Origin of the sequence: Nostoc sp. DedQUE04 (assembly GCF_034530995.1) — a bacterium.
Classification (GTDB): domain Bacteria; phylum Cyanobacteriota; class Cyanobacteriia; order Cyanobacteriales; family Nostocaceae; genus Nostoc.
In genome coordinates this window covers 16,607-37,634 of record NZ_JAVRCA010000024.1, presented here as the reverse complement: position 1 = coordinate 37,634, position 21,028 = coordinate 16,607, and the positions used below count along the sequence as shown (strand labels likewise).

18 protein-coding genes are annotated in these 21,028 nt (G+C 40.0%); 7 read left to right on the top strand and 11 right to left on the bottom strand.

Features of this window, described 5'->3' with window-relative positions; all coding sequences use genetic code 11:
- Positions 1 to 23: 23 nt before the first annotated feature.
- A complete protein-coding gene (locus RM049_RS17975; RefSeq protein ID WP_322705126.1) occupies positions 24 to 1,442 on the bottom strand; it encodes a DUF2157 domain-containing protein in 1,419 nt (472 codons plus the stop codon).
- A 192-nt stretch (positions 1,443 to 1,634) separates the two neighbouring features.
- On the opposite strand from RM049_RS17975, the gene RM049_RS17970 reads away from it, so the two are divergent.
- Complete coding sequence (locus tag RM049_RS17970) at positions 1,635 to 2,621, top strand: RsmB/NOP family class I SAM-dependent RNA methyltransferase (protein ID WP_322705125.1); 987 nt, start codon at positions 1,635 to 1,637, stop codon at positions 2,619 to 2,621.
- A 4-nt stretch (positions 2,622 to 2,625) separates the two neighbouring features.
- Here the strand turns inward: RM049_RS17970 and RM049_RS17965 are convergent, their stop codons facing one another.
- The 6 genes from RM049_RS17965 to RM049_RS17940 all read right to left on the bottom strand — a co-directional run bounded on the left by RM049_RS17965 (position 2,626) and on the right by RM049_RS17940 (position 11,055).
- Entirely contained in the window at positions 2,626 to 4,134 is a 1,509-nt protein-coding gene (locus RM049_RS17965; protein ID WP_322705124.1) for a radical SAM/SPASM domain-containing protein, read from the bottom strand.
- Positions 4,127 to 6,919 (bottom strand): tetratricopeptide repeat protein, encoded by a 2,793-nt coding sequence (locus tag RM049_RS17960; RefSeq protein WP_322705123.1) that lies wholly within the window; start codon positions 6,917 to 6,919, stop codon positions 4,127 to 4,129. Before RM049_RS17960 ends, RM049_RS17965 begins: the two co-directional genes overlap by 8 nt.
- Positions 6,920 to 6,939: 20 nt before the next feature.
- Positions 6,940 to 8,598 carry a hypothetical protein gene (locus tag RM049_RS17955; protein WP_322705122.1) on the bottom strand — a complete coding sequence of 553 codons (1,659 nt, stop codon included), beginning with the start codon at positions 8,596 to 8,598 and terminating at the stop codon, positions 6,940 to 6,942.
- A 17-nt stretch (positions 8,599 to 8,615) separates the two neighbouring features.
- Positions 8,616 to 9,509, bottom strand: coding sequence for a trypsin-like peptidase domain-containing protein (locus tag RM049_RS17950; protein ID WP_322705121.1), 894 nt, complete (start codon positions 9,507 to 9,509; stop codon positions 8,616 to 8,618).
- Between the two features lies 1 nt (position 9,510).
- Entirely contained in the window at positions 9,511 to 9,852 is a 342-nt protein-coding gene (locus RM049_RS17945) for a CU044_2847 family protein (RefSeq protein WP_094352373.1), read from the bottom strand.
- A gap of 957 nt (positions 9,853 to 10,809) precedes the next feature.
- Positions 10,810 to 11,055 (bottom strand): hypothetical protein, encoded by a 246-nt coding sequence (locus RM049_RS17940; RefSeq protein WP_322705120.1) that lies wholly within the window; start codon positions 11,053 to 11,055, stop codon positions 10,810 to 10,812.
- 229 nt (positions 11,056 to 11,284) lie between these two features.
- Here RM049_RS17940 and RM049_RS17935 point away from each other — a divergent pair, with 229 nt between their 5' ends.
- Positions 11,285 to 13,261: an AMP-dependent synthetase/ligase gene (locus RM049_RS17935; protein ID WP_322705119.1), complete on the top strand. Its 1,977-nt coding sequence runs from the start codon at positions 11,285 to 11,287 to the stop codon at positions 13,259 to 13,261.
- 42 nt (positions 13,262 to 13,303) lie between these two features.
- Positions 13,304 to 13,753: a YlqD family protein gene (locus tag RM049_RS17930; protein WP_322670207.1), complete on the top strand. Its 450-nt coding sequence runs from the start codon at positions 13,304 to 13,306 to the stop codon at positions 13,751 to 13,753.
- Positions 13,754 to 13,815: 62 nt separating this feature from the next.
- Here RM049_RS17930 and RM049_RS17925 read toward each other — a convergent pair whose 3' ends face one another.
- The gene (locus RM049_RS17925; protein WP_322705118.1) at positions 13,816 to 14,343 is read right to left on the bottom strand and encodes a hypothetical protein; all 528 of its coding nucleotides are present in this window, start codon (positions 14,341 to 14,343) and stop codon (positions 13,816 to 13,818) included.
- Positions 14,344 to 14,710: 367 nt separating this feature from the next.
- Between RM049_RS17925 and RM049_RS17920 the strand changes: the two genes are divergently transcribed.
- Positions 14,711 to 16,006 (top strand): dihydrolipoamide acetyltransferase family protein, encoded by a 1,296-nt coding sequence (locus RM049_RS17920; RefSeq protein ID WP_322688462.1) that lies wholly within the window; start codon positions 14,711 to 14,713, stop codon positions 16,004 to 16,006.
- 162 nt (positions 16,007 to 16,168) lie between these two features.
- A complete protein-coding gene (locus tag RM049_RS17915) occupies positions 16,169 to 17,095 on the top strand; it encodes an Rpn family recombination-promoting nuclease/putative transposase (protein ID WP_322705117.1) in 927 nt (308 codons plus the stop codon).
- Between the two features lie 8 nt (positions 17,096 to 17,103).
- Here RM049_RS17915 and RM049_RS17910 read toward each other — a convergent pair whose 3' ends face one another.
- The 3 genes from RM049_RS17910 to RM049_RS17900 all read right to left on the bottom strand — a co-directional run bounded on the left by RM049_RS17910 (position 17,104) and on the right by RM049_RS17900 (position 19,074).
- The gene (locus RM049_RS17910; RefSeq protein ID WP_322705116.1) at positions 17,104 to 17,421 is read right to left on the bottom strand and encodes a hypothetical protein; all 318 of its coding nucleotides are present in this window, start codon (positions 17,419 to 17,421) and stop codon (positions 17,104 to 17,106) included.
- A gap of 72 nt (positions 17,422 to 17,493) precedes the next feature.
- The gene (locus RM049_RS17905; protein ID WP_322705115.1) at positions 17,494 to 17,673 is read right to left on the bottom strand and encodes a hypothetical protein; all 180 of its coding nucleotides are present in this window, start codon (positions 17,671 to 17,673) and stop codon (positions 17,494 to 17,496) included.
- A gap of 219 nt (positions 17,674 to 17,892) precedes the next feature.
- On the bottom strand, positions 17,893 to 19,074 hold the full coding sequence (locus RM049_RS17900) for an RtcB family protein (RefSeq protein ID WP_322705114.1): 1,182 nt from the start codon (positions 19,072 to 19,074) through the stop codon (positions 17,893 to 17,895).
- 316 nt (positions 19,075 to 19,390) lie between these two features.
- Between RM049_RS17900 and RM049_RS17895 the strand changes: the two genes are divergently transcribed.
- Both RM049_RS17895 and RM049_RS17890 read left to right on the top strand, forming a co-directional pair.
- Positions 19,391 to 20,278, top strand: coding sequence for a class I SAM-dependent methyltransferase (locus tag RM049_RS17895; protein WP_322705113.1), 888 nt, complete (start codon positions 19,391 to 19,393; stop codon positions 20,276 to 20,278).
- Positions 20,275 to 21,003, top strand: coding sequence for an HAD family phosphatase (locus tag RM049_RS17890; RefSeq protein WP_322686486.1), 729 nt, complete (start codon positions 20,275 to 20,277; stop codon positions 21,001 to 21,003). Before RM049_RS17895 ends, RM049_RS17890 begins: the two co-directional genes overlap by 4 nt.
- Positions 21,004 to 21,028 lie beyond the last annotated feature (25 nt).

Here is a 21,028-nt window from a genome sequence, read left to right as displayed (position 1 = left end):
AAATTCAAAATCTAAAATTTGCCCTACTTTTTACTTGTAGAGCTACCACCAGGTAGGCGGCGTTCAAACCAGAGTCCAGCGCTAATTAAAGCAGAACCGCACAGGATATAAACTAGCGACTTAAAAAGTAAGTCGGTGTCGTACTCCTGCACGCGACTGATAATTTGCAGTGTTACTAACAGCATACCGCCCCAAAAGGAACTTCTGTTGCTTAATTTCAATCCTTCTTGAATTAGTCCCCAGGCTAATGTTGCAAGAAGTACATTGAAAATAAAAATGCCAAGTTCATCAATCCGGCTGATAGTTTGATGCCAAAAAGGTACGATTGCAATAAAGACAAGAAATGTACTAATGACAGCAGTTGTGAAAATCACTTCGCGGCGCGGAGGGTTATTTCTTTGGCGCAATAGAAATAACCATTGCAATACCGCCAAGCCGCTAAGAATCCCCAAATCGATAATCGGCAGAGACTCAAATAAGTTTGTCAAATTCGTTGGCTGATTATAACTATAATTTGGAGATTCCCAGACCCAACGAAAAGACAGAACGTAAAAGACAACGCCGAAGCTTACTAACGCTAAATTACGGGCTAGATATTGAAACAACCTGTAATTTATGGTTGGAAACAGTAAATCATCATAACTCCAGAATAATGCAGGTGGGAGTGCAAAAGCAAAAGATGCCACCCAAGGGGCTATATCAGCATAATTTAGCAGTGGCAGTGGATTAAGGTTAGCTTGTAAGGAACTAGCAAAAACAAAGGCTGCTAGACCAAAAATCCAACGCGATCGACAGAAGTATGCTAAAGGTACAAATACCAGCCATGCCAACAAAGGCAAATGCTGCACTACTAGCCGCGACCAAGTTAACTCTCCTGTTGCGTACCATAAGTCTTCTAGTCCAGTCCAATAGCCGATTTCTACGAGGACAATTGATAGAATTCCTAAAGAATTTAAGGACAAACTGAAAGCCATGACTACAACACCGAATCCCCAAGCGAGAAACAGTTGAGAAACTGAACCGACAATATTGAACATCTGGGCCATCAGCAGTAAATTTGCACCGAAGATGAAGGCACTTAAAATTAGCAACCCTTCTCCCAGTAGGCGTTTGCTTCGTTCTGGCTTCTTCCCTTCAGGTGGCCTCCAGTTGTAAAATCCAGCGATCGCGATCGCAAAAAACAAACTCATCATCAAAATAATTTTGACTTCTCGCGATCCTCCTTGCCAGTTTCCTGATACAAAGGTAATTATGCCTAAGCATAAAAGTATGCTACCGATAGCGATCGCTATTGCTTTATTGCGATCGCGTGCAGCAGCTTCCAGGTTTTTAAATTGATAACGTTCTGCTATCTGCTCATACTGCGAAGAACTAATTAATCCTTCATCCCTCCATAATTGTGCTTGTTTGCGTAATTTGTCCTGAAAACTATCTAAAAACATGACCTTCTCCGGTGCAGTGGGGTAGCTTGGCCATTGCGTTCCCAATGGCGGTCATTATATTTTGAGTATGAAGCCAAAAGCCTTAATTACATTGTTCTTGTGTAACAGTTTGATTTTGATTTAGATACAACGGACTAATTCGTAATTCGTAATTCGTAATTCGTAATTCGTAATTTATAATTCATAATATTGATGGAAAAACCTTCTAATTTATTACTTAAAGTTTCGCGGCGTTTGTTCGCTAATCTAGATGAACAAGAAAAATTTATTGAGGCTTTAATGAATCCTCAGCCTTTTTCACCTAGTATTCTTTGGTGTCAAGAAAAGCCAGATATTTCACCTTTGACAGTGCAAACACCAACAGCTTGGCAACCACAATTTATAGACCGCTTATCTCTGGGAGAAAAACCTGGTAAGCATCCCTTGCATGAAAAAGGATATTTCTATTGTTTAGATTTTTCTTCGGTGTTTGCAGCTAGTACTTTGTTAGCTATTCCTAAGTCAGTGCGTTTAGTTTTTGATATGTGTGCCGCACCAGGAGGTAAAAGTATCTTCGCTTGGAGAGCTTTAAAACCTGAATTGCTCATCAGCAATGAAGTAATTGGTAAACGTCTGGGAATGCTAATTTCTAATTTGAAGCGTTGCCAGGTTAGCCCTAGCGCGGTGGTTAATCGAGATTCGAGCATATTTGCTGAAATGTTTCCCGGCTCTAGCAATCTAGTCATCGTAGATGCTCCGTGTACTGGACAATCTTTACTTGCCAAAGGTGAAAAAGCACCCGGATGTTTTCACCCAACTGCTATTAACAAGAGTGCAAATCGGCAAAAGCGTATTATAGCTAACTCCGCTAAAATTGTTTCACCGCAAGGCTATCTTGCTTATATGACTTGCACATATTCGCCCGAAGAAAATGAGCAAGTTTGTGAATGGTTTTTAGAACGGTTTCCCTCTTTTAAAGCAATAGAAATTAGTAATTTAGCTAAATATCAATCACATTTAACCACGATGCCTTGTTATCGGATATTTCCTCAAGATAGGTTAGGTGCTGGTGCATTTACAGTCCTGTTTAAAAATACTAATGAAGATGAAGATGAGCCTAAAGAAGCGGATTTAAATACAATATCTTCTCTATATATCTACCAAAATTTGAAAAATTCAAATTCTATTATGTCCGTATAATTAGTTATGACTTAGTTGGGGAATTATATTTGATTAATCGTAACCCTTCTAGTCTGAGAGCTTCAGGATAGAGAGCTTTGTAAATATTGCAATTTGGAGATTGAATATCGTAACGACCTGTAGCTTTAAAGGTTGCTAGAGAACAACCACCTGTACACCAATATTTCCACTCACATATACGACAACCTTCTTTTTCTTCAACTGACAAATTCTGAATACCTGCTTTATCTTGTCGCACAAGAGTTAAAGGATCTTGAGTTTTAGAGGCAGATATAGTTTTATGTAGCTGCATCTGGCATTTAGCAATTTGCCCTTTGTAATCAAATACAAGATAGCTTTGCCCAACTCCACAAGTTCGTTTATGAGGAGATGCTAAATTAGCACGATCGATCAATGAACCTAGCAAACTTCGATTAGGTAATTTCAATTCGATAATTTTGAATGCTGCCAACATTCCCTCAATTAACCGAGATTCTTCTAGTTGCAAGTCTTCATAAGAAGCTGACAGTTCGTTTTCTCGATAGAAATTTAAACTAAAGGGTAGATTATATTCTAATATCCATTCCAGAAGATCGGGTAATCCTTCTGCATTCCGCCCACTAATTGTAATCGAAATATCTGGTATTAACCCATTTTGCAAAGTAATCTTAATACCTCGTTCAACATCTGCAAACGATCCCTTTTTGCTTGTATAAGAACGTTGAATATTGTGGAAATTTGATAATCCATCTAGTGAAATCATTAGACGCAGATTTAATCTTTGTAGCATCTCAATAATTTCAGGCGTAATCAATGTTCCATTACTGAGAACAACTCCATCTAATATAATGTCTGTTTCTTTGCTAAGGGATTGAGCGTACAAATGGAGATCCTTAATTAAAGGAGAGCATAGTAATGCCTCTCCTCCTGCATATTTCAGTTTGACGCGGCGGTAATTATTTAAGGTTGCAGAGCGAAATGTAGATTCAATAGCTGCTTTACCTATATCGATTGACATATCTTTTGCTTCGTGCGGAAGATAGCAATAGTCACATCTTAAATTACAGCGATCGGTGATATGCAACCATGCTGTTAAAGTCTCTGGTATTTCATTTAAGCTAAATGAGGAATAATTATTGGGTGCAATTAAACGTGCTTGATATAGTTCTTGAATAGCTGTCTGTAAGTTTATTGGGTCAATCTCAGGATGTTTTATTGCAATATCATTTAATTTCTGAGGATTTGTAAATTGTTTGAGTAAAAATATCGCTGATTGATTCAGAACTGCTACTTGATGATAAGTACCAAAACAGATAGAATAAGTATCATCTAAATTCATCATCTGCGAGTTAGGAACTCTCACAAATTCTGTGTCCAACATCCCCAGAGGTAATCGGATATTTGAGCTTAATTCTGTTAAAGGGGATAAGTCACAGGCACAATCTCCTCCATCACAATCGCATTGCCCAGTTGGTACGTAGGTAGAATTAAGAGAAACTAAAATTTGGGGTCGATCAATTTTTTTACTAAGCATGAGAAGATGGCTGTTTTGTGGCACGTATTCTGGTCAAAAACATTTGTTGATCGCACCATTCCTTGAGAGCTTTATGATCTTTCCACTGAGATTTTAGTTGCTGAATCAGAGTTTTAGAAAGTTCTATAGGCAATCGTTCAATTTTCTTTTGGAGCAGATTTAGCTCATGTTTAATCGAATACGGGCCGAAACCTCCATGTTGAAAGATTTGGGGTATTCCTTGAGCATATTTACTAAAAGCAAAATTGTAGTTAGCTTGTTGAAATGCAACATCACCTTCTATACGTAACATGCGGCCAAAGTATAGTGTATGAATATTTTGATATGATTGAAAGCGATCGCTAAGTTCTTGTGCATAATCGGAAATATGGTCGTAGGCTTTTGCATAATAATCAAACTCAGCTTTACCTACCAGGCTATCGATGGCATACCGCATGTCATTGTACTCTAAACTAGTCTGATAAGAGCGATCGTTGAGTTTTAAAGCTTGGTCTTGTAGCGTGCGATCGCCTGTTTGAAACCCAAGATGCCAATATACACTAGCAATTTGGTGCAAAATTCCAGGTAATTCCTCTTCAAGTCCATATTTCTCTGCGAGTTTTAGGCTTTTTTCTAAAGCATTTTGAGCAAGACTTAGCACATTGAGATCCCACTGCACCTGTGTCACATCCCAAACAGCTTCATTTACTACCTCAGCACTAAACCACTGATTTAAGCCTAACTGAAAGTATGCCCTACACAGTATTTGATTATCGTTTTCTTCATTGTCACAACGGCTTAATGCTCGTTCAAGTAGTTGTTTCGCTTTAACATAATTACCATTATCTACCAAAATAGTAGCAGAGGCAATTTCGGCGTTGGCTATTTCGCGTTCGCTCTCAACACTCGACCACATATCAATAGCAGCCTTAAAACACTGTTCAGCCTTGACATAATCTTTTTGTTGTCCGTATAAAAATCCCAAATTATTCTGAATGCTAGCCATAACTTGAGTTAAACCTTTGTCAGGAGTATCAATTTCCATAGCAGCCTCCCAACCTAGTTTGTAATATTTCTCAGCTTCCTGAAAGTTGTTGAGTTGTCTATGCAGATAACCAACTAAGTTAGCTACAGCAGGAATAGCGTATGATAGCTTTTTGCCTTGAACTAGGGATAAACACTCTTGCTGATATTTTAAAGCTTCTTCATAAAGGTGTAACTTGGTATTTAGCATTCCCAAGACATTGTAAATATCCGCTTGATGAGAAGAATTAGAAGATTGATCGGATAGCATTCCCTCCAACTTTACTAGTTCATTTTCTTTTGTACTCTTATCTTTAAGAGCATGAACAATCTTTGATTCAAAAATAATCATTTTAAATTTTTGATCTGGATTTATTTCTGTTTCAAACTGTTTGGCAATTGCCAACAATTGATTTACAAAGCCAAATTTTTTGGATTGGCGGCGTATCCTATCAGTAACTTCGTGCCAAGTTTCAAAGCCTGTTATCGGATCGGCATATAAAGCATTCCAGAGCCATCGCGTAGTATTGAATTCTCGCCGTTGCTTAACTTCTTCAATCAGAAACTCGATACTAGCAACTTGATGAGAATCATCACAATAACGTTGAACCTCCAATATCCTTTTTTGTGGGCCTAAATCATAATCTTTTTGCTCAAAATATTTAGCAGCAATCCGACTATCTCGTTTTCTCCATTCCAAATCGGGGTCAATATCTGCCCATACATATTTTTCAACTAAGTCTCGCACAATATCATGTAATGATATTTGAGAACCACTGATTACTGGTTTTATAAAAAAGTAGCTTTGTGCATCAAGAAATAATCTTTGAGCATCTTCTGTAGATAGTTCTAATAAATTAGCAATATCACAGCTATCTAATGGGTAGATACGTGAAAGTAACAGAGTTAGCCGATCCATTGATGTCCGAAGCTGTGTAATATGTCGAACCATCTCAGCTTCAAATCCACCAGTTTTTTCTAACCTGCTGGGAATAGTTTCTATATTTTCACTTTCTAACCAATCTGGTATGACTTCCCGATAAGCATACTCTACTCCAAATTCAATCATGATCGGGCTACCACCAGAAAGAACTATGATCTTTTTAACCAATTCTTGTCCGAGAGTAAAGTGAAGTTGTTCCTCCTTGCAACGAATGTATGTTTGTACATCCTCATGAGTAAATTCATTTAATTCTAAATAAGTTAATTCTTCTTCTTTGAATGATTTTTCTAAAATTTGATGAGCAATATTAGGACGACCTGCTAAAATAAATACGGCATTCTCTAGTTGATGGCATAAATTGCCAATACACTCCCAAACTTGCTCTCTGACATCTGCTTGTCCTAACTTTTCAACCGTATCAATTAGAAAGACTAGTCTCTGTTGGCTGGATTTGCGATTAATTTCATCGACCAAGAACTTTTCAAGTTGTCTGCGTTCTTGTTCGTATGCACTTTGACTGAGGCGGTTTTCATCTTCTCGCAGTTGTCGTAACCGCAGCAACCATTCTTTATATGTATGGTCGTATAATTGTTTGGCGATTTGAGTGTATAAATCTTCTGCATCATTAAAAACAGGGATATCGCAATCAATAATTTCACTTGTGCCAATTTGAACTTGGTTTAGACGAGATTTTAATGCATGAAGCAACCAAGTTTTGCCAATTCCACCTCTACCCTCTACTAAAACTACACGCAGTTTATTAGATTCCTGAACAAGGGAAATAATTCGATTTAGATGTTCTGCACGACCAACAAACTCTAATTTATTTAGTTCAGACATAATAGACTCCTATTTAATTGTTAGTTATTTTGAATGGCTTCATCAAGCTTTTGAATTAAATCTCGATAGGGTGCGTCATTATATTCATCATTGTGTAGATAGTAATTGACAAGAAACTGAAATTCCCAGTCATTTTCTACTTCAGATTTAAGGGTATAAATAAATTCATGAAATTGCTCTCGATCTGTATTGCGAAATATTCCCAGAGTTTCCTCAACGGTTTTATCAAAGAAATCATTACGGAGTTCTTGTCGATAAGCCAGACTATTTGGGCCATAATTGATGAATCCAGCGTGTTTCTGAAGACTTTGAAAAAAATATTGCATAGACCAAGTACCCGCAACAGCAGAATTATTCTTTGATTTCAGTTCGTGAATATATTCCCAACAGATTTGAGCCGCTTCAGTGCAAAGTTCTTGAAAGTCATCAGGCGAGGTTTCTCGGAGTAGACCAATAACTAACAGCCGCCGTGTCATCCCATCTTTAATAATCGTTTTATCACGAGTAAAAATAGATGTCTTTGTAAGTTCAGCATTTAATTTAAAACTATCGTCACTGAAAGGTAACTTAAATCTCCGAACAGCTTCCTTTAATATCCAAGTTCCATTGAGTATAGGAAATATACTCAATTTTTCAATAGATTCGTATAGATGATTATTTTCTTTTGTCAAGCTTTCTTTAATCTGATCTCTACACTTTTTGAGGTTTTTTTCCCATAATTGGTTTCCATAACTGTTTAAAAGCCAACTAACTGTGTAACAACCATCTCGATAAACTTTTAGCGCTTCAGCAATTCCCCCTGGATGTCCACCAGTTAAATACAGTAAGTGTCCTGCTAGTAAAGCAAGACTTTCAGAAGTCATCTCTATAGGCTTGAGATATTTTGTTGCTGTATCTTGAATTACTTCCCAGTTAAAAGGAGAGAGTATTAGTTTAGGAAAAGTCCGATCTAATGGAAGATCGATCAAACAACGAGCTGCTATCACAACTCGAAGTCTCCGCGAATTATCTTTAAAGAACTGTAATTCTTTTAAACATTTTTCAATTCTCCAGGCAAATTCCTTAAAGTCATTAAAAAGTTCATTTAAGCGTTGCTTTTGTGGGGCACATCCATCCAGATCGATTAGCAGCACAATACCTTTTTTGCCCTGTGATTGCCATTTAGCCCAATTTCTATGCAATAGTGAACCTAAACGTTCTCCCCAACTTAAATCATGTCCTTCAGGAAGCTTAAGTTGCAGAGAATTTGCTAATCGGGTTTCTAAGTTTTCAATAGTTTCATAACCAGAGATGGGAGCGTAAGCACAACACCATTGCAATTCTTGAAACCGTCCCAGTATTTGTTTGAGAAATTCTGTTTTTCCATAGCCTTCAGGTGCTGTCACCAGACGATAAGGAGGAGAATTAATTGCTGTAATTTCATTAATTGCAGCATCGCGATTAGTGAATGGAATATTATCAGATTCAACTTGCACTAAAGATTGTTGATTTAGCTGGTTTAACTCTGATTCGATTTTATACATTTCCTCGAATTTATCATCAACTTGTCTTTGCAATTTATTTTTATCTACATCATTACTCGTCCGAGCCATTTGCTTGCTGAGGCTTTCAACCTCAGTTTTTAAATTGGCTATTAACTGTTCTAGATAGTTTTTTCGTAAATCTACAGAGCTTTTCATTTTATTTAGGTATTAAATTAATTGTTTATAGTATTAAGTTCGCTTTCTACTCGCTCTAGTTCTTGTAAAATGCTATCAATTTGGCGTTGAATGATATTGCGATCGCTCGCACTAAGTGTATAGTTGAGTTGATTGTAAGCCACCTCATAATCACTACTAAGAACGTCAAAACGTTGTTGCAAAGTTTTGATTTTGAGTTGTTGAACTCTACTAGAAATATTCTGGATATGCGCATGGGATGAAATCGGCTTGTCGATTTCATCCCATGCTTCAATCAATACATCCGCAGGAATCATAAAAGCAGTTTTGATATCTTCTCGCCGCATCTCTGCTGCTACAGCCATTCCAACCACTCCTACAAGAGTTTCATCCCATATCGGCGCACCACTAAAACCCGGTTCTATTCTGTAGCCGGTGACTTTACTATCTTCTAGTTGCACCCATCCCTTTCCTTGTCCATCTCGCAACACGCCTGTGGCCCAAACGCCATCATTATGTCCGTTAGGAAAACCGAATATGCGGAAAGGGTGCTGCCAAATATTGTTACCTCTTATTAGTTGGATAGCTTGGGTTTCTTTAGGCAACTGCCCTTCGATTTGCAACCCAGCAATATCTTCAGGCTCAGAGGTTGATGCATTGCTAACGACGGGTTGCCAAAAAACAACTTTAGCTTTTAGTTGTTGTCCTGATGCAATTAGGGGGAAATCTAAATAAATATCATTATTAGGAGCTTCAACTATATCCTCTGGTAAAGATAGGGCTGAGGTAACAACATGAGCGCACGTCAGGATGTAATTTCGAGTTCGTCCAGAGACTAAAAAACCTACACCAACTACCGCACCATTGGCATGAAAAATCCGGGCGATCGCTGACCTAAAAGTTTGAATATAATTATCTGTATTCGCTACCATACTATGCCTTGTCTTGCTTCCATTTCAAGGTAATTTCGTAGTTAGCTTCACCACTTACAGAGGTAAAAATTGCACCCGCCGCCGCATTTAATTTAATACCAAACTTAACCTCTACCTCATTGGCAGGTGTATTAAGCTGACTCAGTTTGGTGATAATTGCTGAAGCGACAGGTTGTATTTGATCTAATACATCTTCAAATTTCTTTTTAGCTTCAACTACCATTTGCCCTGTATCTGGTCTAGCAACACGTACAAGAGCATTGCTATTTTCTGGTTCATCAACTTCAGCTAAAAACTTCGTGCCATCTTTGAGAGAAAACTCTGCGATCTGTTTCTGATTCATAGTGAAACCTGTGATTTGAAACTAATAGTTTAATGTGTTGACCATCAAAAGAGTTTGCCGAAAATTTTGTAATTTTATTTACATTTAATGGTTAACTCGTTAAATACTTCTCTAGCAATTACTTACTTTTTTCTCCCATTTCATTAAGCTTCTGCCCATACTCTCCCCACGCATCGTTTATTGATTGACAGCTGACTAGAATCTGTCTCATTAATTTTGCGGGGTTGCGAAATCCCCGACTTATTCCAGAAGTCGAGGATCTCGTAGTCCTTATCTATCAGAATTAATAACATCAACTCTAGTAATCCATTAAGCTAACTTTGCCTGCTACGTAGTAAACACTTAAGTGATTAACACAGGACTAAGGCCTTGACTACAAACTGATTTACCCAGCATCTTTGACTTGGTAGCCCACTAGAAATTTGTGAAGTTTCTAAATAAACTGACCAACTTCCTGCTGCTTGGGCATTACAGCTTGCTTGACTGTCATGTAATAGATTTAATAATTGTTATATTAGTTATATCTGTAGCTTTAGTTCAATTAGTAATTATACTGACTAAGCTGGAAAATTGCTTGAATCTAAACTAAGTAGGCAAGAATAATACAAGCTATATTACACAATGTAAATTTAATTAAACTTTTTTGTAGTAACGCTATGTAAACCCTGAAAATCCTAATAGCTTCGATCGATGCGCGCCTTATGGTTATCGACTCATGCCATGTCCAGCTAGATCGTCGCTGGAAGTTTCCTAAAGAGCCTACTACAGAGACAGGTTTAATTATGAATATGGACGAAGTTTAGGAATCCTTGCAGGAGTTACGAACAAAAATATCCCCGACTTTTTCAAGAAGTCGGGGATTTCAAGCTGTCGAAATGAGAATGAATATGTGTTGAAGAATTAATTGAATTGCTGGTTTTCGGAAGTACCAAGGAAAAATTCCTCGCGAATAGTCTATCAATTTGGAGAACAGTTAGCGCAAAAATCAGGGCTGAATTTGCAGTATTGGCTACCTGTCAATTGGTAAGCTGTACAATAAGGGAAACTTGTAAGTGGAATTTTGGCTGCTTGTAATTTGGAACCATTCGCCAATGTTTCAGTAAGTTTGGTTTTATCAGCCAAAAGGATAGCTAAAATCTTCGGTAACGCTATGCAAGCAACAATATTGAGCAACGTTAGCATTATGCCGTCGATAAAATTCATAGGTAATCATCTCCCGTGAAACATAGGCGATTGCTGTTCTTAGATGCAAACACAATCATTGCTTGCACTCTATGTAAATTAACTTTAACATAAATTTTTGTAAATATAAACGTGGAATTCCTGGAATTATCATACACAGAAGGGAATGTGGATAATAAGGATGGTTATTGTAGCAAAATAACAAAATAAGCTGGAAAATAATCAGTTTAAAATCTTTAAGTAAGGTGTTATGTCAACAACCCAAACCGCGTCTTCTTTTTTATCTAACATCAGCGAGCGAGAACGTGAGGCATTAAAGCGGTTGGTAGATTACACAAATGTGGAATCGCTACCAGAAATTTGGCCTTTGGCAGCTCAAAGATTTGGTGATGTTGTCGCCCTCCGCAATCCTCATGCTAAACCAGAAGTAGCAATTACTTATACCCAGTTGGTAGAGAAAATGCAATTATTTGCTGCTGGGTTACAAGCGTTAGGAGTAAAGGTAGGCGATCGCATTTCCTTAATTGCTGACAACAGTCCTCGGTGGTTCATTGCCGATCAAGGCATCATGACTGCTGGAGGCGTTGATGCGGTGCGTAGTTCCCAAGCCGAAAAAGAAGAATTGCTGTTTATTATCACTAATAGCGGTAGTACAGCGATCGTCGTTGAAGATTTAAAAACACTTAAAAAACTCCAAGATCGCCTCAAAGATTTACCAATTCAAGTGGTAATCTTACTCTCCGATGAAGCACCACCAACAGACGAAACCCTAAAGGTACTCAACTTTTCGCAGTTGCTCGAAATCGGGAAAAATCATAATTTTGTGCCAGTCAAGCAAAATCGTGACGCTCTGGCAACCCTAATTTATACCTCTGGCACTACGGGTAAACCCAAGGGTGTAATGCTGTCTTATAGTAACTTGATGCACCAAGTAATCAGTTTTGGCACAGTATTGCAACCAAACCCCGGCGATATCGTTCTCAGTATTCTACCTTCGTGGCACAGCTACGAACGAACTGTTGAATATTACCTACTGTCTCAAGGTTGTACGCAAGTTTATACCAACTTGCGCTCTGTAAAAGGGGATTTGAGACAATTTAAACCCAATTACATGGTCGGTGTACCCCGCCTGTGGGAGTCGATTTATGAAGGAGTGCAAAAGCAGTTCCGCGAACAACCAGCAAATAAGCAACGCCTAATTAAATTTTTATTGGGCATTAGCGACAAATATATCAAAGCCCAGCGAACTGCTCAGGGATTGGATTTAAATAATCTTCATGCTTCAGCCGCCGAACGATTAACAGCTAAGATCCAAGCATCAGCTTTATTACCCCTCCATGCCTTGGGAGAACGACTGGTTTACGCCAAAGTTCGGGAAGCCACAGGAGGACAAGTTAAGCAGATGATTAGCGGCGGCGGTGCGCTTCCCAGACACATAGATAATTTCTTTGAAATTATTGGCGTCCAGATTTTACAAGGCTATGGCTTGACAGAAACTTCTCCTGTCACCCATGTACGGCGTCCTTGGCGGAATTTGATTGGCGCATCAGGGCTACCACTCCCGGCTACAGAAGCTAAAATCGTCGATCCTGAGACAAAAGCGCCTTTACCAATAGAGAAGCGAGGCTTAGTATTGTTGAGAGGCCCGCAGATTATGCAAGGCTATTACCAAAATCCCGAAGCGACAGCGAAAGCAATTGACGCTGAAGGTTGGTTTGATAGCGGCGATTTGGGTTGGCTGACACCACAAGACGATTTAGTGCTGACTGGCAGGTCTAAGGATACGATTGTATTGACTAACGGGGAAAACATCGAGCCACAGCCGATCGAAGATGCGTGTTTGCGATCGCCATACATCGATCAAATTATGCTCATCGGTCAAGATCGGCGCAGCCTGGGAGCCTTAATTGTCCCCAATGTCGAAGCCATAGAAAAATGGGCCGCAAGTCAGAATCTAACGCTGGATACGCCCAATAATCAAGTGACTTCCTCAGATAGTCAAAAAATTGACTTGGAGAGTAAAATGATCCAGGATTTATTTCGCCAAGAATTGAATCGGGAAGTCCAAAATCGTCCAGGCTATCGACCGGATGACCGCATCGGAACGTTTAAACTCATCCTGGAACCGTTTTCCATCGAAAATGGCTTGATGACACAAACACTAAAAGTTCGCCGACATATCGTCACGGAACGCTATCGCGATATTATTGACGGCATGTTTGCCTGATCATTCCACCTGCTAACTGTAAAGAGTGAACGTGAAATATTTATGGATGTCTCCAAATCTAATTTGCTTCTCAAACGCGTCGTTAACGTCAAAGTTATTGTGACTCCCCTGTGGAAAGAGGAAGTACAACAGCAGCTGCAAGCGCAAATCAATCAACTCGATCAGCAACTGCAACAGCTAGACGTTGAAGGACAAAGAGCGATCGCAGCAATTCAAAAGCAGAGTCTGCAACCACCTGGGCCTCAGACTCTCCAACAAATTGACAATATCCAACTCCAAGTCAATCAAAAGAAAAGTGAATTTTTGGAGCAAAAAAATCAGTTGCTGCAAAATCTCCAGCAAGTGCAGTTTCTCCAGCAAGATCAGGAAGTCAATCAATTCCAAATGGAAGGCTTTTTCCGGGTAGAAATCGGTGATAACCTGATTAGCAAAATGCAAGTCGAAATCGTTCTACGCGATGGCGTTGTAGAAGAAATTCGCGGCGACATTTAAATTTGTCATTTGTCATTTGTCATTTGTCATTTGTTTTCTGACCAATGACCAATGACCAATGACTAATGACAGATATGATTTAACTTAGTGTTAGCGTGAGAACGGCTCCCAGCCCAACATTCCACCTGGGAGCCAGCCCAAACGATTTGCCACACTGGAGGTGAGCTAATAAAAAGCGATCGCCCAAAGGTTGTCATCTCCGCTCGATATTTAACCGTCCCAACTGAATTATTACCCCGCTTGATTTGTGTAATCGTCACTAACGCCTGATTTGGTTGGGGATAAACTACCTCTATCTTTTGCGATCCTCCCACTGCTATCTCCTCAAAGGCATTCAGGGCGAGGGTAGTAGGATTACTGCCTTGGAGAGATGAGTTAAGTTTTTCTAAAGGTATGGTTTGATAATCGGAACGCTCTGAGAAGGCTGCAACTTCCTGAGACTGATGTATTGCTCCCACCTGCTGGGTTTGCCCATCACTAGTCTCAACAATCGGTGCAGATTGCTGGTGCTGAATAATATAAACTCCAGTACCAACTGTAGCAGAGATACCTAATATCACAATCAAAAAGAATTTCAGCTTTGCCGACATAAAAGTAAACAGGAATTTCAAATAGGTTTATTACCAATTTTGAATTCTAGATTGAACTACATCCCATATCCTCTATCCGTGAGAAGCTCATGTATCTTAAGTAGTGGTTATGAGAAATATTAAATAGCAAGGGAACAGGGAACAGATGTATACTAAGTTTTTTCAAAAATCAAATACAAGTCCTATAGACCTCTAAGCTATATTTAGGTTCCTAGAGTTATTAGTGAATAACCAATGCCCCATGCCCAATGCCCCATGCCCCATGCCCAACCTAAAATATAAACAGTCTAAAACTCTCCCACCAAGATACAATTCGATCTGATAAAAACTGTTAAAGTCCATAAACCATTGATTTCCAAACCACCCTATGAGCATTCACGAAGTATTTATGCCGGCGCTGAGTTCCACCATGACGGAAGGCAAAATCGTCTCCTGGGTGAAATCGCCAGGGGACAAAGTGGAAAAAGGCGAAACAGTGGTGGTTGTAGAGTCAGATAAGGCAGATATGGATGTAGAAACCTTCTATGAAGGATTTCTTGCCCATATCATAGTTGAAGCTGGTGAAACTGCCCCGGTAGGATCTGCGATCGCCTTTATCGCCGAAACGGAAGCTGAAATTGAACAGGCGAAATCTCAGGCTAATTCTGGTGGCGCGGCTGCTACTCCTACCTCTTCCCCTGAACCAGTTGCCGCCACAGCCTCAGTCCCCACACCTGCCTTAGCATCTCAAAACGGCTCTAATCACAAAGAAGGAAGGCTTGTAGCTTCACCTCGTGCCCGTAAGTTAGCCAAAGAACTCAAAGTTGATTTGACTACACTGCAAGGTAGTGGCCCCCACGGACGCATTGTCGCCGAAGATGTAGAAGCATTGTCTAACAAGGGCAAGCAACCCACCCCAGTTGCCCCACCAGCACCCGTACCAACCAGCGCCCCAGTTGCACCCCCAGCACCTCGGACACCAGCACCCGCACCCGTGGTAGCGGCTGTTCCTGGTCAAACCGTACCTTTAACTACCTTCCAAAATGCCGTAGTGCGGAACATGGTAGCTACCATATCCGTGCCCGTCTTCCGTGTAGGTTATACAATTACCACCGATGGATTAGACAAACTTTATAAACAAATTAAATCCAAAGGTGTGACAATGACAGCGCTACTAGCGAAAGCTGTAGCAGTGACATTGCAAAAACACCCATTGTTAAATGCTAGCTACTCAGAGCAGGGTATTGTTTATCATTCTGATATCAACATTTCTGTAGCAGTGGCGATGGATGATGGCGGATTAATTACACCTGTGCTGCAAAATGCAGACACAGTGGATATTTATTCTCTATCGCGTACTTGGAAGTCTTTGGTAGAACGTGCCAGGACAAAACAACTACAGCCCCAAGAATATAACAGTGGTACTTTCACCCTGTCCAATTTGGGGATGTTTGGCGTAGATAAATTTGATGCGATTTTGCCACCTGGACAAGGCTCAATTTTAGCGATCGGGGCATCCCGTCCGCAAGTGGTAGCAACACCCGACGGTTTATTTGGCGTGCGGCAACAGATGCAGGTGAATATTACTTCTGACCACCGGATTATTTACGGTGCCCATGCTGCGGCGTTCTTGCAAGATTTAGCAAAATTGATTGAGACAAATCCTCAGTCTTTGACACTGTAATTTTGAAAAGACACCAAATTTAAATGTTAGCGCTATCAGCGAGCAGCAGTTTTTCGTAGAGTAGCGCTAACAAGAAACAATACTTACACTTAAATTTTTTATGGACAAACTATGTGGCGATATTACGTCTCTACATGAGTTCATGTTCAAAGTGATATCAAAGTGACATACGACAATACCCTGAAATATCTGGTTGAGGAGTATCCAGAAGATTTTATCCGCTACTTACTCGCATCTGAAGCAACGGATATCCAGATTCTCAAAACAGAATTAAATCAAGAACCAATCCGTGCCGATTCTGTAACCTTTTTGCAAACTGCCAATCAAATACTGCATTTAGAGTTTCAAACCTTACCAGCATCCACTCCACCCTTACCACTGCGGATGTTGGACTATTGGGTGCGGCTATATCGACAATACAATTGCGATATCGAGCAGATAGTGATTTTTCTTAAACCGACAACTTCAGAAGCTGTCTTTGTAGATCAATTTACTGCCCGCAATACTAGCCACCGTTACCGCGTCATCCGAATTTGGGAACAAGAACCAGAACCCTTGCTGTTATCTCCTGGTTTATTACCTCTGGCAACTTTGGCGCGAACGGATTCTCCTCAAAGTCTACTTCAACAGGTAGCAGTTCAGGTGAGTATGATTGAAGAAGAAGCCACCAAACAGAGTATCTCGGTATGTACCCAACTTCTAGCAGGGTTGGTATTCGAGCCAGAACTAATTCGTCAGTTTTTGAGGAGAGAAGATATGAGAGAATCTGCCATTTATCAAGAAATTCTCGAAGAAGGACTTCAAGAAGGGAGACAACGAGGCATTGAACAAGGTATTGAACAAGGTATTGAACAAGGTATTGAACAAGGTATTGAACAAGGTCTTGAGCAAGGTATTGAACAAGGAAGACAATCAGAACTAAGGCTAGTGATGCGTCTATTAACTCGTCGGCTTGGTTCAATTAATTCTCAGTTACAATCTCGGTTGCAAGAGTTGTCCTTAGCTCAATTAGAAAACTTGGGTGAAGTATTACTAGATTTCGCCAGTGAGGCTGATTTGATGAATTGGCTTAATACAATAGAAAGTTAGAGTTTGCTTTAAAGCTTTTTACCAGTTACAAAAAAAGTCAAATTTTCGTACCAAGCTCCTTGTTCAGTTGCTTCTGCTTCAGTTTTTTGACTATATTCTGCTTTTAATTGTGCCATTCCCAGATGAAGAATTTGGCGATCGCAGACTCCGCGCTGTGGGATAATTTCAATAGTGCGTAGGCGTAGCCCGTCGTAGACATCGCTCCCAACAATCGTCTCATCTGCTACTCTTTTAAATATACTGGAATCAAAAGAAACTAAAAGAAATTTTATTTCCTGGTGCCAACGCGCTTGAGTCGGAATCCCCTTTGGAGAGACATTAACCAAACCTCTCCTCATCTGCGTATTATGTAACCTTCCACCTGCTAGCCGCCAATCTATTTGACATGAATTACCAAGCTAAATATTAATGCTGTGCTGCTGTAAACAAAGCTCTGGACATTCAAAGGCAGGTAAATAATGCTGTTCAAGCACAATCCCGTTCCAGTGATTAGTGCTTGATAAAATAGGAGGTTTGCTGCTCATCGGCACAAGATTTCCGCTTGCCACATGAATGGCTGAGAGTTGTTCAGATTTCATGTTGCTACTCACTTGTGAGCTACTACAAAAAAGATGGTAATCTAATGCCTAACAAAATTACACTATTAACTTCTTTTCACTAGCCCTAGCAGATGGCTCTATTTCTTCAGTCGATTTACTTAAAAAAATCATTTCTTCCTCAGCGTACCTCTGCGCTTACCTCAGCGTACCTCTGCGTTTAAAAAAATAAAAAAGGTGGGCATTACCCACCCAACAAACTTATCCCTTCACACAAAGAACTTGCTTGAGAGTCGCTACAACCTCAACCAAATCCGCTTGATTTGCCATCACTTGCTCTATCGGCTTATAAGCCCCAGGAATTTCATCTAACACCCCCTCATCTTTGCGGCATTCTACACCATTTGTTTGCTCTATTAAATCATCAAGTGTATAGACATTTTTTGCCTTATTTCTAGACATCAAACGCCCTGCACCGTGAGAGCAAGAACAAAAACTATGGGCATTACCTTTACCCTTAACAATGAAAGACTTTGCCCCCATTGAACCAGGAATAATCCCATAATCTTCAGTCTGGGCGCGGACTGCACCCTTACGAGTAACGTACACATCCTCATCAAAATGCACTTCTTTTTCGGCGTAATTATGATGACAATTAACCTGTAATAAAGGTTTAGTTGCCTTCCCACCTACGAGATGTTTTTCAACTATGTGCTTAAAACGCGCCATCATCACATCACGGTTGACACGCGCATAGTTTTGTGACCATTGTAAATCGTGCCAGTATGCTTGAAATTCTGGCGTACCAGCGACAAAGTGAGCCAAATCTGGGTCAGGCAATTTATTACCTGCCATTTTTGCTAATTCTCTGGCTGTGTGAATATGACACTGGGCGAGTTTATTGCCAATGTTACGCGAACCAGAATGCAGCATCAGCCAAACTTGATTTTCTGTATCAAGGCACACTTCAATAAAGTGATTTCCTCCACCCAGAGAACCCATCTGTTTCATTGCTTTACTTTGTAGGTCTTGCACGCCGCGATGCAAGTCTTTAAAATCATCCCAGTGTTGCCAATTGCTGACGGATTTTTCAACGTCTTTATTTTCGTTAAATCCAGTCGGAATTGCTGCTTCAATATCCAGGCGGATTTTCTTTAGTTTACCTTCTAGTTGTTCGGCGGTAAATGCTGTTTTGATCGCGCTCATACCGCAACCAATATCCACACCGACAGCAGCCGGGATAATTGCTTCTTTGGTTGCAATTACAGAACCCACTAAAGCACCTTTTCCTAAGTGAACGTCTGGCATTAATGCCACGTGCTTAAATACAAATGGTAATGATGCCACATTCTTGGCCATCTTGGTTTCTTCTGGACCTAAAGAGTGATTTGCCCAAGATAAGACGGGTGCTGGTGTGGTAATTTCTAATTTTTCGTAGGGCATAATTTTTTCTATTTTGGATTTTAAATTTTAGATTGGGTATAGGGCAGTGATAATTATCGGTATGACATATAACCCATTACCTAGTTAGTTGTAGCAATTTATATGTTGTATTGTCTTTCATTTGGCTCCCTGAATTTTTGTGAAGCTGAAGAACTTACTTTTAGGAGTTATATTTTTGTATTATATATGTAATATAAATAAATTACAAATGTCAATCTATCACCACAGGGAGAAAGCAAATATTTCTCCAATATATTAAAATTTGTAAAGAAAATCACTGTGTTTAAATAGCTCCTTAAAGTTTCGACACAATAATATGGCAGTGCGTCAAGATACAATCTGGGAACGTTTTTTATCCCCTGTAGTGCGTCTTTTGATTGATGAAGATGGGTTACGGCGTTACGCTGATAGTATTAATTGGGAGAAAGAGTGCGATCGCTATCGACGAGATGATGTCATAATTCCGTCGTACTATAGCAGTCAAAACTTTCACGGTATTACTGGCGGATATCTAACTTACGATGCAGCAGTTACTTACGATCCGGTTACTCAATACGTTCTACCGCCTAATGAAGGTATTGTCCGTCAAGCTTTAGTTGATGCCGTCCAGGTAAAACCACGACGCATACTCGATTTAGGTTGCGGTACTGGTTCCACTACTTTAATGTTAAAGCAGGCTTTCCCCGAAGCGGAAGTAATTGGTTTGGATTTATCACCTTATATGCTGGTAAGGGCGGAAGATAAAGCTAGAAATGCTGGCTTGGAGATAGTCTGGCGACACGGAAATGCTGAAAAAACTGGTTTGAGGGATGCAACATTTGACTTAGTAACAGCTTCTTTGCTATTCCACGAAACACCAGATGCGGTGTCTCTAGCAATTTTACGAGAAAGCTTCCGGTTGCTGGTAACTGGAGGACAAGTATTAATTCTAGATGGAAATCAGAAGACTCTGCGTCAGTTAGAATGGCTCAATGACGTTTTTGAGGAGCCATATATTCGTGAGTATGCTGCTAGTAGTACAGAAGCGAATATGGGTGCAGCCGGATTTGAAGCGGTGCGATCGCAAGATGTATGGTGGATAAATCAGGTAACTAGCGGCATAAAACCGATCGCAACTGAAAATGTTCGTCATTATACTCCCACATCAGTAGATAATAATGATTTGGAGGGACTTGGTTCTCCAGCATTTGGCATAACGGCATGAGTTTAAAGGCAGTTCTCTTTGATTTTAATGGTGTCATTATCAACGATGAGCCAATCCACCTGCAACTGATCGATGAGATTCTCATTGAAGAAAATCTCCAACCCCAAAAGGTGAGTGAGCGTCAAGCTTCTCTTGGACGCACAGATCGCGCTTGTTTTGGGCAACTACTTGCTAATCGTGGTAGAGTAGGCGATGAAAAGTATTTAACTCAGTTGTTGTACCGCAAAGCAGAAGCCTATGTGGTGGAATTAGAGAAAATAGAGAAACTGCCTTTATATCCAGGTGTAGAAGATTTAATATTTCAGGTGCGATCGCGGAATCTGAAATTAGGGTTAGTCAGTGGCGCGATTCGCAAAGAAATAGAACTGGTACTCAATCGCGCCAAACTAGCCCAACATTTTAAAATTATCGTTGCGGGTGATGACATCACCAACAGTAAACCAGAACCCGATGGTTATTTACTGGCCGTGAAACGTCTGAATCAAGAATATCCCGAATTGAATCTTCAACCACACGAGTGTCTGGCGATTGAAGATACACCAGCCGGGATTGCAGCAGCGAAGCGAGCGCAAATGCAAGTTGTAGGTGTAGCGAATACTTACCCATTCCACATGCTCCAGCGCTGCTGTAATTGGACTGTTGATTATCTCAGTGATTTGGAACTCGAACGGGTGCAGAAGGCTTATTCCCAAAAAGAGCCTCAACCATCGATAACTGAATGTTAGAATACTATATGGTGATGGTGTATTG

Coding starts and splice junctions, on each gene's coding strand:
- RM049_RS17975 (WP_322705126.1), bottom strand. CDS start 1,442: ATGTTTTTAGATAGTTTTCAGGACAAATTACGCAAACAAGCACAATTA.
- RM049_RS17970 (WP_322705125.1), top strand. CDS start 1,635: ATGGAAAAACCTTCTAATTTATTACTTAAAGTTTCGCGGCGTTTGTTC.
- RM049_RS17965 (WP_322705124.1), bottom strand. CDS start 4,134: ATGCTTAGTAAAAAAATTGATCGACCCCAAATTTTAGTTTCTCTTAAT.
- RM049_RS17960 (WP_322705123.1), bottom strand. CDS start 6,919: ATGTCTGAACTAAATAAATTAGAGTTTGTTGGTCGTGCAGAACATCTA.
- RM049_RS17955 (WP_322705122.1), bottom strand. CDS start 8,598: ATGAAAAGCTCTGTAGATTTACGAAAAAACTATCTAGAACAGTTAATA.
- RM049_RS17950 (WP_322705121.1), bottom strand. CDS start 9,509: ATGGTAGCGAATACAGATAATTATATTCAAACTTTTAGGTCAGCGATC.
- RM049_RS17945 (WP_094352373.1), bottom strand. CDS start 9,852: ATGAATCAGAAACAGATCGCAGAGTTTTCTCTCAAAGATGGCACGAAG.
- RM049_RS17940 (WP_322705120.1), bottom strand. CDS start 11,055: ATGAATTTTATCGACGGCATAATGCTAACGTTGCTCAATATTGTTGCT.
- RM049_RS17935 (WP_322705119.1), top strand. CDS start 11,285: ATGTCAACAACCCAAACCGCGTCTTCTTTTTTATCTAACATCAGCGAG.
- RM049_RS17930 (WP_322670207.1), top strand. CDS start 13,304: ATGGATGTCTCCAAATCTAATTTGCTTCTCAAACGCGTCGTTAACGTC.
- RM049_RS17925 (WP_322705118.1), bottom strand. CDS start 14,343: ATGTCGGCAAAGCTGAAATTCTTTTTGATTGTGATATTAGGTATCTCT.
- RM049_RS17920 (WP_322688462.1), top strand. CDS start 14,711: ATGAGCATTCACGAAGTATTTATGCCGGCGCTGAGTTCCACCATGACG.
- RM049_RS17905 (WP_322705115.1), bottom strand. CDS start 17,673: ATGAAATCTGAACAACTCTCAGCCATTCATGTGGCAAGCGGAAATCTT.
- RM049_RS17900 (WP_322705114.1), bottom strand. CDS start 19,074: ATGCCCTACGAAAAATTAGAAATTACCACACCAGCACCCGTCTTATCT.
- RM049_RS17895 (WP_322705113.1), top strand. CDS start 19,391: ATGGCAGTGCGTCAAGATACAATCTGGGAACGTTTTTTATCCCCTGTA.
- RM049_RS17890 (WP_322686486.1), top strand. CDS start 20,275: ATGAGTTTAAAGGCAGTTCTCTTTGATTTTAATGGTGTCATTATCAAC.